Annotated in this window: 16 protein-coding genes; 1 reads left to right on the plus strand and 15 read right to left on the minus strand. The window is 61.8% G+C overall.

Features of this window, described 5'->3' with window-relative positions:
• Positions 1–528 carry a toxin-antitoxin system YwqK family antitoxin gene (locus MOV80_RS08595; protein WP_019104197.1) on the plus strand — a complete coding sequence of 176 codons (528 nt, stop codon included), beginning with the start codon at positions 1–3 and terminating at the stop codon, positions 526–528.
• Between the two features lie 427 nt (positions 529–955).
• Here the strand turns inward: MOV80_RS08595 and MOV80_RS08600 are convergent, their stop codons facing one another.
• The 15 genes from MOV80_RS08600 to MOV80_RS08670 form a co-directional block, all read right to left on the minus strand.
• Positions 956–1,882, minus strand: coding sequence for a tail fiber protein (locus MOV80_RS08600; RefSeq protein WP_249605018.1), 927 nt, complete (start codon positions 1,880–1,882; stop codon positions 956–958).
• Positions 1,882–2,358 carry a hypothetical protein gene (locus MOV80_RS08605; RefSeq protein WP_249605019.1) on the minus strand — a complete coding sequence of 159 codons (477 nt, stop codon included), beginning with the start codon at positions 2,356–2,358 and terminating at the stop codon, positions 1,882–1,884. Before MOV80_RS08605 ends, MOV80_RS08600 begins: the two co-directional genes overlap by 1 nt.
• 179 nt (positions 2,359–2,537) lie before the next feature.
• Positions 2,538–2,888: a hypothetical protein gene (locus MOV80_RS08610; RefSeq protein ID WP_249605020.1), complete on the minus strand. Its 351-nt coding sequence runs from the start codon at positions 2,886–2,888 to the stop codon at positions 2,538–2,540.
• Positions 2,889–2,972: 84 nt separating this feature from the next.
• Positions 2,973–4,049, minus strand: a complete 1,077-nt coding sequence (locus MOV80_RS08615) for a hypothetical protein (protein WP_249605021.1) — start codon at positions 4,047–4,049, stop codon at positions 2,973–2,975.
• Complete coding sequence (locus MOV80_RS08620) at positions 4,046–4,375, minus strand: hypothetical protein (protein ID WP_249605022.1); 330 nt, start codon at positions 4,373–4,375, stop codon at positions 4,046–4,048. Before MOV80_RS08620 ends, MOV80_RS08615 begins: the two co-directional genes overlap by 4 nt.
• Entirely contained in the window at positions 4,372–4,758 is a 387-nt protein-coding gene (locus MOV80_RS08625) for a hypothetical protein (protein WP_249605023.1), read from the minus strand. The genes MOV80_RS08620 and MOV80_RS08625 overlap by 4 nt, the downstream gene beginning before the upstream one ends.
• A gap of 14 nt (positions 4,759–4,772) precedes the next feature.
• Positions 4,773–6,533 carry a hypothetical protein gene (locus MOV80_RS08630; RefSeq protein ID WP_249605024.1) on the minus strand — a complete coding sequence of 587 codons (1,761 nt, stop codon included), beginning with the start codon at positions 6,531–6,533 and terminating at the stop codon, positions 4,773–4,775.
• Entirely contained in the window at positions 6,530–7,219 is a 690-nt protein-coding gene (locus MOV80_RS08635) for a hypothetical protein (RefSeq protein ID WP_249605025.1), read from the minus strand. The genes MOV80_RS08630 and MOV80_RS08635 overlap by 4 nt, the downstream gene beginning before the upstream one ends.
• Before the next feature lie 2 nt (positions 7,220–7,221).
• Positions 7,222–7,734, minus strand: coding sequence for a hypothetical protein (locus tag MOV80_RS08640; RefSeq protein ID WP_249605026.1), 513 nt, complete (start codon positions 7,732–7,734; stop codon positions 7,222–7,224).
• The gene (locus MOV80_RS08645) at positions 7,734–11,555 is read right to left on the minus strand and encodes a phage tail tape measure protein (protein WP_249605027.1); all 3,822 of its coding nucleotides are present in this window, start codon (positions 11,553–11,555) and stop codon (positions 7,734–7,736) included. Before MOV80_RS08645 ends, MOV80_RS08640 begins: the two co-directional genes overlap by 1 nt.
• 115 nt (positions 11,556–11,670) lie before the next feature.
• Positions 11,671–12,039 (minus strand): hypothetical protein, encoded by a 369-nt coding sequence (locus tag MOV80_RS08650; protein WP_249605028.1) that lies wholly within the window; start codon positions 12,037–12,039, stop codon positions 11,671–11,673.
• A gap of 41 nt (positions 12,040–12,080) precedes the next feature.
• Positions 12,081–12,833 carry a hypothetical protein gene (locus MOV80_RS08655; protein WP_107731721.1) on the minus strand — a complete coding sequence of 251 codons (753 nt, stop codon included), beginning with the start codon at positions 12,831–12,833 and terminating at the stop codon, positions 12,081–12,083.
• Positions 12,830–13,024: a hypothetical protein gene (locus MOV80_RS08660; RefSeq protein ID WP_235087986.1), complete on the minus strand. Its 195-nt coding sequence runs from the start codon at positions 13,022–13,024 to the stop codon at positions 12,830–12,832. Before MOV80_RS08660 ends, MOV80_RS08655 begins: the two co-directional genes overlap by 4 nt.
• A 14-nt stretch (positions 13,025–13,038) precedes the next feature.
• Complete coding sequence (locus tag MOV80_RS08665; protein ID WP_249605029.1) at positions 13,039–13,458, minus strand: hypothetical protein; 420 nt, start codon at positions 13,456–13,458, stop codon at positions 13,039–13,041.
• Positions 13,458–13,886, minus strand: coding sequence for a DUF1320 domain-containing protein (locus MOV80_RS08670; RefSeq protein WP_114152755.1), 429 nt, complete (start codon positions 13,884–13,886; stop codon positions 13,458–13,460). Before MOV80_RS08670 ends, MOV80_RS08665 begins: the two co-directional genes overlap by 1 nt.
• Positions 13,887–14,229: the final 343 nt, after the last annotated feature.

Below are 14,229 nucleotides of genomic sequence, written 5' to 3' on the forward strand. Positions count from 1 at the left end.
ATGGCGGAACCGATAGACATCCAGCAAGACCAGCAGCGCTTCGTCGGCCAGCTGGGCGACGGCAAGCTGCAAGGCCCGGCGCGCATCGAGCAGGCCGGCGCGCCGCTGGCGCGCTTCCACTACCAGGACGGCCAGCTGCACGGCCCGGCCACCCTGCTGCACCCCAGCGGCCAGCCCTCGGCCCAGCTGCATTACCAGTGCGGCCAGCTGCACGGCGCCGCGCAGTATTGGTCGTCGGAGGGCGCGCTGCAACGCCAGGCCCACTACCGCCACGGCCTGCCGCACGGCGAAACCCGCACCCTGTTTCCCAACGGCCAGGCGGCGGAACTGGCGGTCTACCGCAACGGCCTCAAGCACGGCCTGCAACAGCGCTACCACCCCAACGGCGCGTTGGCGGAACGGCAGAACTTCATCGAGGGCAAGCCGCTGGGGCCGCCGGAACGCTTCGCCGACGACGGCCGGCCGCTGAACGCGGACGGCAAGCCTATGGCGCGCTGGCGCTGGTGGTGGCATAGGGTGATGGGGTGAGCGCAGGAAGCCTAAGAACCTGTTTACAATCTTTCCGAGTGATGGCTCCAAGACATGGAATCCGCTGCGCGGATGATGATTTTCATTGCCGGGGCTGCCCGGCGAGCAGGGAGGAGATATTTGCTTGGCCAAATATCCCCTCCACCCCTAAAGGCCACCCTGCAAGCCTGGCCTGCGGCTTCCCGCCGGGTCCCGTCAGGCCCGAGGCGCGGCTGAACTCGCGATTTGCTAGCGTCAAATCGCTCGAACAAGCAGCCGCTTAAGACCTCGGACCTGCCACCCGACGGCAGGCTTGAAGGGACCCAGGGCGCGTCGAATACGCGACTTCCTGTGTAGCAAACCGTGTTTCAAAGTACAGACAAAAGTGTAACGGCGCGGATAACTTTGCATCGCTTTGCGCGCACTTTTACACCGACGCCCCCGCGATCTAGTGCAATTCCGCCCGCAAATCATAGGGCGGTTGCGGCCAATCAATCAACGCTGGATAGCCTGGCTGCTGCGACAGTTTGGCCAGCATGTTGCAGTAGCGCTTCCACGCGGCCAACAGTTCCTGTTCATAGGCCGTTGCAGCGCCTGCTTTGACGGCATCCTCTAGCGGTTTGCGGGCAACATACGCGGCCAGCAGCCGGGCACGGGCATCTTGTTGGGCCTGTTGAGTTAGAGCCGCTCGGCGGGTTGAGTCGTCCAGATAGCGAAACTCCGGCTTGGCCGCCTCCGCATCTGCGGCGGTGCGGGCATCTTGATCTATCACCCAATCCTGTCCGTTCCACACTCCAAATGCCGGCGGCGGCTTATCCGTTGCGCCAATTGTCGCCAGTGATTGCCCCAACTGTGCGCTGACGTGCGCGCCGGTTTGCGTGCTCCACAGCATGACTTGCCGATAATCTGGCACCAGCACCCATTGCCCGTTCAGCATGATTGCGGTCTGCCGCTCGCCGGCCGGCGGCGCTTGATCCGTGGTGAATGGCGGCCGCAAGACCACCTCGTCAGCGTCAACGGGGGAGACATCGGCGGGACGACTGCCCTGATACTCCCCGGTAACAGGGTGAAACGCGTACAGCGTGACCGTGCGCGGGTTGACCTGGCCGCCTATGTAGATGCAAGCCCACACCCCAACAGGGGCCGGCAAGGCCGGCAGGTTGAAGGTGTTGGAACCATCTCCATCGCCAAAGGCAGTGCCGAGCAGCTGGAACAAGCCGCTGTATCGAGTGCGGGAGAGTTCGGCCCCATTGGCCAGCAGCCAGCCACACGGCCGGGCAGGCGCTGCAAAATAGCCGATCTGCCCCAGCGCCAGCGCGGCCTTGATGTCTCGTCCAACCGCGGCAAAACCGGCGGCAATCCGGTCTATCAACATCACGCTTTGCTGGCGTTATAGATGGCGACGAAATCGGTCTCAGGGTCGCCGATCCCGATATTGGCGCAGGCCTGGGCTTTCTGCGCCGCTGTCAGCGGCTGGGCATCGGCATAGCTAACCCGGTGATTAACTGCAGTCAATAGCCCTGCAGTTGCACCATCGCCGGCCCCTAACTTCTGTTCGATTTCAAGCAGGGTGTCGAAAGCCGAACTTGCGCCACCGAGAATCTGATTTTTCAGATCAGCGAGCAACTGCAAGATCATCGACGATGAGTAGGTTTTGCCCGCTGCCGCAGCCGTATCGTCGATGACCGCACCGCGGCCGGTCGCCAGGTCGAGAATCTCGTTGATTGCACCGACGAGGCTTGCCTTCTGCGTTGTGTTCAACGCCGCCAAGTTGCCCTGCGCCGAGGTCAGGGTCTTGATATCGCCGCCGACAGATTGAATCAGTTGGGTGAGGCGTGCTTGCAGTGTCATGGATGCTCCCTATAGTTTTGATATCTGGTACAGCAGCACTAGATCGACGTCGAAGCTATCGATGCCAGGACCGGGCGGTCCTTGTTTGCCTGATTCAATGATCAGCTCTCGCTGAATGACGGGTGTTTCGACACGTTCAACTTGAGGCTGCGGCATCAGTTCAACGAGTTCCGATAGGGTCATTGCGCCATCACGCCCGGCCGTACTTCGAATTTGCCGCCCATGAACAAGTCAATGCGCCCGCTGGGCCATGTAACACGAAGGTCGAACACCGCTGCGCGCCAGTCGTAAGTTTTGGTTTGCTCCGCGGTGATTTTCAGCGTGATGGTGTTGCCCAGAACCGAGATGCCGCCGTTTTCCGTACTCAGGAAGATCAGCACCAGGCTGTCGCTTGCGCTCCCCTTTGCGACGAGCTCGAAACGTGCGCCAGTCAGATCGACCGGCTGACCGCCGGCGGTCCAGGCCCAGCTCTGTTCGAATGAACAGCCCTGAACAATCTGGAGCGGGTCTTTACGGATGTAGGGATGCATGATCACGAGACCGTGGTACTGGACGATGCCGCAATTGTCACGAACGCTCGGCCCGCACACAGGGGGGAAGTCCTTCGGCACCCCTCAGGCAAAGCAAACCGGCCCAGAATTGAACACGATTTGCCTGGTGACAGGGTGAACAGCTACGTGCGTTGCCCCCGCTGGCCACAAAGTACCGGTTCCCGCGACAAGGTCGACAACGCCGTAAGTCACAAGCTCAAGCCCGATCCGGGACGCAACCGTCACTAACCCATCGCCAACGACCTCGAACAGAATGTCTTGGCTCCACAAAAAATTAGGGGCTTGAAGGGCACCAGATTGAATCTGCAAAGTCTTGGTATTAACCATGCCAGCCAATGGACCACGATCAATATGCTCAACCCAAAACTGGCCCAACTTGACCGTCCCGATCTTCCACTCAAACAATGCGGTGTAACGAGTCTTCGCTCCTTCAACGCCTGGCACTTCGGGAATTTCCTCTGTAGTAGAAGACAACATCACCGATTCGCAAAAGACAGGAACGATTTCGCTGCCGTATGGGTAGGCCGCTACTTTCAGCCGTCGCTCAAAGTAGTAACCAGACCGCGCCCCCGAGGTTCCACGCTCATTGAAACTGATAGTCGCGCCATTTGGTGTGAGTTGCAGTGTCACGGCATTGATGGAGAACTCTCCCACGAATGACAGCACGGCGGCGTTGCCGCTGATGGAAACCGCGGCGAGGCTCCATTTCCAGCCCCCGTTTGGTTTGAAAGCATTGGCCACTGGCCCCCAATTCAGCGCAAAAACGCGCTTGGCCTTGCGGTTCAGACACTCCAGCGTCAAACCTGCCGCGGTGACTTCAACAGTCCAGACGTCGGCCGGGCCGAATGCAACCAACCAATCGCAGTTGTTGCTGAACCGCCCGTACAAATAGCAGCCGCTGAAGAAGGCCGCTCGCTGATAAATCGCATAGGGCAGCCAGCGGTAGCCGGTTGTCGGGTCATACTGTTCTGGCCGATCCCAGCCGGGAACCTTCAGAATGGTAGAAATTCCGGTGACGCTATAGTTGATGACCTGGCCGTTAGGCAGCGTCAGGCCACCGTCCTTTACCAGCCCATGATATGGATGTCCGGCCTGGGTCGGCCGGGCGGCCGGCAACGGTGAACGGGTATCAAGTTTCACGGCGCAGCATACTCCATCACCACCTTTTGGCCTTTGGCATCGGTCAGCGTAACTTGCTTGATCGGCTGGACGCGGATGACGAACAGGCCGTCGCTGGTTGTCATGTTCGTTTCCGGGTGGTACTGACGCAGCGACGCGTCTTTTTCGACCAGCGGCCCGGCAATCGCACCCGTTGCCGGCAAGCTAGCTGCGCCGCTGCGGCCGACGCCGGTTTTACCAGGCAACGCCCCCTTGGCCGCCGGCGGCGGCAACGGGGATTTGCTGACGGTTTTGCGCTGGGTCTGTCCCAGGGTGTCGGCAATGCGTTTGGCCTCATCGTTCCTCATGCTTCGATCACCTCGCCCAGTTGCAAGCCAAACTGCTGCCATGCGCCAGCGCTGCCGGCATAGTTCCATTGCAGCCAGATCGGTCTTGCGTTGTTTGCACCGCCCTGCAGCGGCGTCGCCAGCTCCAGGACTTGACCCGGCGTTGCGCTGGCCAAGTCGGCCTCGTTATGCGCCAGCCGCCATTCTCCGGGCAGCTGCTGGCCATTGGCCGCGGCCACGGTCAGCGTCAGCGGCGCGCGCGCCGGCGTGAATATGGCCTCGGCACGGAGGGAGCCCAGGTAGACACAGCGGCGGACCTGCTGGCCGCTTTCCAGCCGCATCGCCAGCTGCGACAAAGGCAAGGTCAGCGCCGCGTCGTCAAAAAACTGCAGAGTGATTGCCATGTGCGGCCTCCTAATTACGGGTTGAGAATGAGCGGATCAGCAGGCAGCGCCAGCTTGTGCTCCAACTTTTGCGCGACCTCGACCGGGTCGCGCAGCACCGCCGGCACCTCCGGTGCGCTGATGCGAAACTCGGATGGCCGCTGCGCGCCGTCGCTGGGTTCGTCGCTGAATCCGAGAAACCCGTCGTGCTGCAGCGTGGCCATGCTGGATTTGTCCAGCACCGTGATACCGCCGGCACTGGTTGCCGCTGGCGGTGGAGGCTTGGGGGGCGTCGGCGGAGCCGGCAGCGGTGTCGCCGGCACCGTACCCACCACCAGCGCAGTGGATAGCACCATCGTCACTTCCACCGTGGCTTGTCCGCTGCCGGTGTCTAGTGTCTCGACAATGCGCTGCACCTTGCCGCGGCCGGATGCATGCGGATGCTCAACAGCGATGCTGTGGCAGACGTCCAGCGTCGAGTGCGCAGGCATCTGGAACGTGAGCCGGGTGTTGCGGTGGCTGGCAGCGATCTGAGCGGCCGCCACCGCCTGCAGCGTGCGAATGCCGGCGTTGGCTTCGGCGCGCCCTTGGCCGGGCAACTGGTCGAGATCGCCGGCGGCCAGGCCCTGGCGGTTTTCCCATGCAGAGGTGTCGGTTTCAACGGCGAGTTGGCCGTGCTGGCCATCTTGTTTACGCACGCCGTGCACAGCCACCGAGTCCGGAGCCGTTACCGTGACCGTCCATTTCTCCATGACGTCTTGCGCGCCACGCCAGGCCATCGCCACCTGTGCGCGGCTGCAATACGGGTCGGCGTCCGGCTGGTCGGTAAACGGGTTTTTCCAGTTGTAGACCACGCCGTTTTCCTGCCAGGTCTGCGACGGCGGCGCGGGGTCGAATCGTGCGGACAACATGCCCCAGCCGCTGACGCCGCCAGCCGCGCTTTCTACCGTGGTCTTTTCCGGGAAACGGAATTTGTTCGCAAAAAACTCGCGTAGCGGCTGGTCATTGCTCCATGTGAATGTGTGTTGCTGCTCTATCAGCCGCGGGTAACGGAATTCGAAGCTTGACACCACGGTATTGACCAGCTCGCTGAGCCGGTTTGTCTGCAACCGCAACGAGCTGTCCAGAATGATGCCGGCGTCGAAACGCAGCGTCGGCGGTGTAGCGCGCCAGGCCGTCAGCCGCGGCTGACGGTAGACGTCCAGGTCGTAGCTTGCCTGGATGGTGGACAACCGGTCCTCGGCGTAACGCAATGAGTCCGCGTCGGCGCTGAACACGGTATCCGACCAGGAACCGCCCAACAGCGTGGCGAGCTGCGGGCGGGTCTTGGTGGCGAGGGTGTCGTTGCGAGCATCGGTTGCATGCAGTGTCAACAGCTTGCTGCCAACCTCCAGTTCCGGCAACTCGACGACGCCGGTAAAACGCCGATGCCAAACCCCACCTGGCTGGCATTGCAGGTCGATCTGCACGGTGCGGCCGCTAACGCTGGCCAGCGAATACGGCCCGCCCGGCAACAGCTGCAGCTCGGCAATACGCGCCGCGCCTTCCTCCGCCTCGGTGCGTATCGTTCCGGTCAGCCAGGCCGACACGTCGGCGTCTCCCAGCTTCACCCGCACGTCCCAAATGCCGGCATGTTCGGCGCTGCCCGTGGCCAGCAAGCTGAGGCCCAGCCTCGGCGCGCCGCTGCGGCCGGCGATGAACAGCAACGGCAGCGTCAGAGCCTCGCCGGCCGGCGGCGGCGCGTCGGCGCTGGCCAGCGCCGTGACCGGGACGCGGGAAAGCGGCGCAAGAATCATGGCAGGCGCAACTCATTGAGGACATAGGCGGCCGGCGCTTGGCTGGTATCGCCCCACATCGCCGGCACATGCATTAGCAAATCGAGATACCAGGCCCTGGTTTGGCCCGGCCCCATCTGCGGCGGCACAACCGGACTCCCGTCCATTTTTTTGATCGTGCCGCCATCGTTCAACAAGGTCAGTACATTGGCGCTATTGTTGGCGACGACAAAGGTACAGCGCGGCCACGCCAGGGCCTTGGTGCCCGGCGCATACACATAGCATTCGGTGCCGGCCGGCAGTGCGCTCAGGTCGAACAGCACCGCTGGCGCTATTGGTAGCGCTTCAGCCTCGAATGCCTCTTTCGGGCGCTTGATCAACGTGCCTGCCGCGCTAGCCGCCGATTGGGTGACAAACACTTTGCACGGGACGCCGTCCCAGTTGTGCTGGGTTTGCTGCATCTCGTCGCCGACCCGCACCGGTTCCGCTGCCCTGATCACGTTGAATTCCTGGAAATCGGCATGCACCACCTCAGCTTTGCTGCCGTCGTTGGCGCGAATACAAATCACCGTTTTAGCGTTGCGCTTATCTATCGGTAGCAGCGTCATGCCAAAAGCGCGGCGCATCAGATCATCCGGGTTCGCCAACTTCATAGGCTCCAGCCCCGTCGGCAGGTCGGCAATCAGATCATTCCAGTAAATGAGCATTGCTATATCTCCTCGCAGCTCAACGACCAGGAGTAGCTGCTGTTGCGCATGTCGCCGCTGTCCTGGTACTCGGCGAATACGTTCAAAATCGGCCAGAAAGCCACCTCATAAGCGTCCGCGCCTGCTAGCGGCGTCAGCAGCGCGATGCCGTTTTGCACGCTCGTTTGCACCGGTACTCGATAGCCTTGGCGCAATGCGTAGCCGACTGGCGGGATGTCGGTGCGGAACGCCGGCAAGCCGATCTGCGGGCCGGCCGCCTGCAGCGTGCGCGCCGCGGCGCAATGCAGCTCCAGCGGTTCGGCGGAGGGCAGGTTTGCCAGGCCGGCCGGCACCCAGCCGGAGCCGGACAACGTGGTTTTCAGCCGGCTCCAGCGTTGCTGGATGTGCGCGCTACCGTTGGCACTGCGCAGGATGCTGCGCGCCGCCAAAGTCTCGTACTGCTGGGTAAACGCTTGCAGCCTGGCTTCAAGGCTCAGTACGCGGCCGCCGATGATCAATGAGGGGGCGTAGTTCATTAGGCATTCTTCAGGTTAAGGCGCAGAAACTCGCGCTTGAAATCGGCCATCGCGTCGGGGTCGCCCTGGACGGTCAGCCTGCGGCCGCCGGCGACCAGGTCCAGCGAGCCCAGGTTTTTGCTGACGGCGTCGGCCGTGCGCGGGGCCGGCAACGAGGCCAGCGGCGGCAGATTGGGCAAGGAGGTCAACGGACGCAGGTTCGGCAATGCCGGCATGCGACCGGCCAGTCCGCCCTGGGCAAATTTAGGGAGCCGCATCTGATTGAGCGCGTGCAGCAGGTCCACGCCGTAGTGCGACACCGCTGCCGACCTGAGCACGTACTCGCCATCAGACAACCAGGACAAAATGCTGTCCGAGGTGCCGGTGCCTGGCCCGCGGATGTGGCCGCCTTCTGCGTTTTTCTGGATGTCGCCTGCGGCGGCCGCGGGCAAGGCGGCGGTGCCGGCCTGCGCCACCGTGACGGTGACGGTTTTGTCTTTCAGCGCGTCCAGCTTGGCCTGGATTTCGGCAATCTTGGTCTTGCCGGCCTCAATGTCGGTATCGACTTTCAGCCTGGTTTCCTTGCCCACCAGTTCGGACAGCTTCTGCGTCAACGTGTCGATTTGCTTCTGCGCGTCGACCGCTTGCTGCTCAGTCGCCTTGGCATCGGCCTGCTGCTTCTGCTGCAGCTTTTGTTGCTCCTCGATCTCAGCGTCTTGGGAACGGTTCAGCTGGTTGGCGGCTTGTTCCGCCAGCTCGACGGCGCGCTTGCTGTCCTTGATCTGTTCGCCAAGACTCATTGCTGCCTGCGCCAGGCGTTTGGCCTCGGCGAAATTGCCGCTGTTGCGCGCGCGCCGGCTCTCGTTGAGCTTTTCCTCGGCTTCGCTGCCGATGTCTTTCTGCTGGTCGCCCTCGCTCATGTCGCGACGTTTCAGCGCCCGCAGGCGGCCGGCGACGTCGTTGTTGCTGCTCTCCTTGTCCGCCTTCAGTTCCTTGATCTTGTCGGCAGTTTTTTTCTCTGCATCCAGCTGTTTCTGCAACGTAGACTTGAGCTGCTCAAGCCGCTTTTTGGCTTGATCGATAGCGACATTGGTCTGATCCTGCTGCAGCGTGTTGCTGTGGGCGACGTAGCGTTCTTCCTCGCTGGTCAGCTTTTGCAGCCCCTTGATCTTGGTTGAAATCGCCGCCTCATAGGCTCGGGTACTGTCTTCCTGGAACTTCTTGCTTCTTTCCTTCTCCTTCGCCACCAGCTCGGCCTTGGCCGTGTACAGCTGGCCTTCCAGCTTTTTGCGCTCTGCGACTACCACCTTGGCGCGCTGCAGGTCTTCCTGCGCTGCTGCATACTCGCGCTGCTGGCGCGCCGCGGCGAAGGCGTCCGCGCTATCCCATTTTTTCTCGGACTCCAGCGACGCTTTGCTTTGCCAGAACTTTTGCGCATTGCCCAGGCGCTTGGCGTACTCCTCCCGCTCGCGGTCGGTCAGCTTCTCCAACTCGTCCGCGCTCAGTTTTTTGAGGTTGGCATCGGCGGCATAGTCTTTGATTGCCTGCTGCGCGGCGGCTTGGCGCTGCTCGACGGCAGCGGAGATGTCTTGGTTTTCGCGCCAGAGTTGATACAACTCCATCAGTTTTGAAAGAGTAAATCCAAATGAGGCAAGCAGAGCCATATTGATGGCCAAGCCCTTGGCCGCAGCGGCGACCAGGCCCATGCCTCCGGCGACGCCAGGCATGGCCGCGGCGGCGGCCGTGGCCTGCGCCGCGGTGCCGCCCATCAAACCGGGCAGAGGCAACATAGCTCCGCCCAGGGTTCGAATAATTGCAGTGGATGCTGCAAGCCCACCGATGGCTAACACTGTCTGCTTAACGCCACTTGGCAGGTCATTGAAACCACGCAACAGGTCCGTCAAGAACGCCAATACCGGCTGGCCCTGGGCGATTAACTTGCCCAGTTCCAAGAGCAGGTCGTTAATCTCCGCCTTGAACTTGGCCACCTTTGCGGCATCGCTTTCTTGGACGATATTGAACGCCCCTTGCGCTGCGCCTGCCGCACCCTTCATGCGTTCGATTTCGTCGGTCAGCGCGCCATAGTGCGAGGCCAGCGTCAGCACCCCGCGGGCACCTTCAATGTCCGGCACGATGGAGCGCACGGCGTCCAAGCTTAGGTTTTTCTCCGAAATCTGGCGGATGGTGTCTCCGAGGGAGGTCCACTGAATGCCCAAAGCCTTGAGTTTTTCTTTGGCCTCTTGCGTCGGGGCGGCCAACTGGACGATTGCGCCGTTGATTGCGGTAATCGCTTGTGGAGTCAGGACCCCGTTTTTGGTAAGTACCGCTAGCGCTGCGCCCAACTCTTCGAACGAGACGCCGGCCGCGACGGCTGTCGGCACCACCTGGCCCAGCCCCTGGGCCAATGCGGGGAAGTTGGTCACGCCATCTTTGACGGTTTGGAACAACACGTCATAGACGCCCTCCAAGTCGCCGACTTCTTTGCCGTAGGCGTTCAGTACCCCAAGCCCCACTTGGACCGCCGTGCCGACGTCGGTAAATCCGCCTTTGGCCGCGACCGTGGCCTTATTCAGCACCGTCATTGCCTCGGCCGGGTGGTCGAAGTCGCGTGAGCCAAAGATGTCGGCCAGCGCGTTTGCGCTTTCGGTGGCGTCGACGCCCATCGACTTGGCCAGCTTGCGCACCTCGCTGTCGAACTGCGCCATTAACGGCCGGTTGCCGTCGATTTGTGTGCCGACTTTTGCGATGGCGGTGCCGTAGGCGAGGGTTTGCTGGGTGGCCTCATGCACAATAGCGGCCGCACCAACACCGGCGGTGGCCCGCCGCAGCATATCGCCAGCGCCGCTGGTGCTGGGCTGGGGCTGCGTCTGATTGAGCGTCAGATTGACGCCCTGGCTAGCCTGGCGCTGCAGCTCAACGATTTTCTTTTTCACTTGCTCGGCTGCTTGCTCCAATTGCTGGCTGCTGTAGCGACCAGAGCTCGCCATCGTCCTATAGGCGCGTTCGAGTTCAGCAATGGCCATCGTCGCCTGACGTGTCTGAACTAGACCCAGCGTGCGCTCGGCTGCGGCCAGCCGCTGCGCCTTGTTGGCCGCTTCGATACGGCCGTTCAGCGCGGTCTGCTCGCCGGCTAGGTTGCGGGTGTCGACGCCGGCGGCGGCCAAACTGTCGCGCATCGCGTTCAGCGATGTGACCTGGTTGCGCATTTGTGCGCCGGCGCGCTGCTGGGCCAGCTCCGATTTGCGGACCTGGGCTTCCAGTTCCTGGACCGGACGCTGCGCATTGGCCAAGCCAGCGCGGTAACGCTCCAACGCCGCCTGCTGATTTGCGTACTCGGCACCCGATGTCGCGACACGCCGCTGCATCGCCTCGACGGCCGCGGTGGTGCTGTCGAGCTGACGACGAGTGCGCGCCAACTCGCCGGCGTACTGCTCTGCGCTGCCGCCGGCGGCTAGTGCCTCTTTGCGTGTCGCCGCGTACTCCTGCGCCGCGGCCCGCTGTGCGGCCTGGAGTTCGCGCAGTTCAAGATTTTGCTGTTTAACAGCCGATGCGCTTTGCCGAGCCGCCGTCTGAGTTTGCGTCATGCCTTCCTGGAAGGCGGCCAGCGGCCCGCGTGCGGCCGCCAGCGCAGTCTGGTAAGCGGCCGTCTCGTTCTTGAGTTTGAAAAACTCGCTTGCGGTTTGTTTTGCATCGGCCTGCGCCTTGCCGAACAGTTCCAGCCGCCGCGCGGCGGCCGTCATGTTCTCGATGGCTTGCTGGTGCGTGGTTTTGGCATTGCCGACCGCGGCAACGAAATCGTTACTGTTGCCGCGGATCAGGTATTCCAGCACTTTAGCGTTCATGCCTTTGCGCCTTTGCTCAGGTCGTTAATTACGGTCAGGAAAAAACGCCAGGCATAGCTGCCGGCGTCGGGATGCCCGCATGCGATGACGCGGGCGAGCAGAGTCTCCAGCTCGTCTAACTGGCGAGCCACGGCGTCGCGGCTATCGTCGCCATTTGCACCTGAAGCCTTGCTTCCGCGAGCCGCGCTCGCATCCCGAAAAAAAGCGGATTCAGATCCCGGCAGGCGTCAACCAGTTGCTGCAGCTCGGACTGGCTGAAGCGGTCCAGACCGGCCGGCGCCAGATCGGTCATCGCGGCCAGCTCATCCAGGCTCAGGTCGGCCAACAGCGTGCTACGCAGGATCAGGTCGGCCTGCAAATCGCTGTCTTCTGTAGTGGCCTGGCCGACTAGCGACGTCACCATCAAGCCGCGGATATCGGCGACGGTCAGTTCCTGGATCGTGACCTGGTGCTCGCCGATGTTGAGGGTTTTTTGAATGCGCATGGGGGTCTCTCCAGGGCGCGGCGGCCGCGCCCGTTGGCGGGTTACTTGAGCAGGGTTTCGCGAATCCAGCGGCTGCGGTTTTCGCCGACTTGGAGCGGGTCTTCGAAGCATTCGAACTTGACCCCGCTGGAGCGATAGCCTTTGCCGAGCAGCGCAGTTTTATCCGCAAAACCAAATTTGCCCCGGAACAGATCGACCACCACTTCGCGGTTGCTGGCGCGGTTGATGCCCACGAACATTAGCGACCGTTCCTTGCGACTGCCGCACAGCCACTCGACGACGTTGGCCTCGGCGGCCTTGTAGCTGACTTTGACCTCGCTGCCATCGGTAATTTGGCCGCCCGGCGTCGGGATCGGGCCTGCCGCGGTGGGGAAGTAATCGACGCCGGCCTTATAGACCTTGGTGCCGGCCTTGTCGCTGAGCTGGTAGTCGCTGCCGCCGGCGTGCTCAATGCGCATCACGGAGCCCTTGTAGGCGATGCAGACTTCGTCCGTCACCGTCTTGGCTTCACGGGTGGCGAATGCCCCCTGGGTCAGTTCGGCAATGACTGCCGGGGAGAACTGCTGGACGTTGAAGTCCACCATGACGGACTTTACGCGGGCGAATTTCTCGAAATTGCCGTTGCCCGTGAATGCATTGGGCAATTCCTCGGTCTCTTCGCTGATCGTGATTTCGGCCTTGTCGACCATTGCGAACGGCACAAATTTGTTTTCGCCGTAAACCGACCAGAAAAACTGGCCGTTGATGGCGTAGACATGTTTTTCGGTAGTCTCTTGGTACGGGGCGTAGCTCATTGTTCGTTCTCCTGCGTGGATTGGGTAGGTTGCGGCGGTGTCGCCGGGCCGTTGTCCGGCTCCGCGATACCGTGGCGGAACAGCCATTCCGCAGTGGATTCCGCGACGACCAGCACCGAGCCTGCCGGCAACTCGGTCCCGGCGTTCTTGTGGGCCTGGACGAGGCGGACGCTTTGCTTATGGCCAGCCATGGGGGCTCCTTTCATCAGGCGTAAAAGTCGGAGGTGAACAGCAGCGGGTAATAGCCGAAGCCGTCCTGGTACAGAGCCGGCGGCGGCGTGGCCGCCTTCAGCTTGTCGTAATGGGAGAAATCGGGAGACCAGCCCAACAAGGCATCGCGCACCTGGGCCAGCAACTGGCCGGCTTTGTCGAATGCGGCGGCGTTGTTGCCTTGCATCACGGCCACCACCAGCCAGTATTGCTGGATGAGGTTTTGAGCATCGGCCGACTGGCTGTCACTCGGCAGCACGTCGCGCTGATAGATCAAGTACAGCGCTGGCGAGATCTGACTGCCGCTCGACAAATCGTCCATCTCGCCACGTTGTTCTATCGTTCGAACGCCTGCGATTTCAGCCCGCAGCCGCGCTACCAGGTGAGCACCCAGTGCCAGGTGATTGGGGCGCATCAGTACCCCTCCATGGTCTTACGCGTAAACAGCCGCGGGGGGCCGTCTACGACCACCGCGCCGACGGCGCTGGCCGGTGCTTTCGATTCCGGGAGACCAAGGGAGACGACACCGGTGGACACGTCGCGCAGCCAGCGCTGGGCAGCATCATGACGTTTGCTGATGTCTTCGCTGGGGCTGTCGAACAGGAAATAGCGGACCAGGTCGGCGGCAATGCGCTGCAGCGCGTCGGGCACATTCGGCACCGGCAGCAGATAGCGCTTGCCAAGATAGCTATTGATTAAGCTGGTGGCGTCGGCGATGGCCCGCTCCACTTTTGCCGTATTCACTTCACCGGTGTTGGTCGGATCGGTCGCGATGAGCAGGAAGTCCCGGCCGAAGCGGGCTTCCAGATCAGGGGCGGTGATGTAGGGGCTAGATGCAGTCATGCCCGCATTGTGCGGGCATGATCAGGGGGAAACAGTCATGAAGGGGTTCGGTAGAGGATTCACTCTTCCTCCTCCTCTATGAACCTAGGCCATAGATTTGCTCCAATAGCAAGACCAGCCAAACTTGCTGCTGCTTTGAGTTTTACTAAAAAACATAGTTGCTTCATGTCCACAGACGCTACTTGATGGCTTTGAAGCAAAGCCCATCCGTCTGGTATGAGAACGCAAGCAACAACGGCTATCGCCACGGCACAAAGGGACACCACAAAATTTAGCCCACATAGCCACTCGCACAAGATACGGCAAAGGAAAAAAACAAGGATATAGCCAATTAAGATGACTA

Source organism: Chromobacterium sp. IRSSSOUMB001, from assembly GCF_023507765.1.
Taxonomy (GTDB): domain Bacteria; phylum Pseudomonadota; class Gammaproteobacteria; order Burkholderiales; family Chromobacteriaceae; genus Chromobacterium; species Chromobacterium haemolyticum.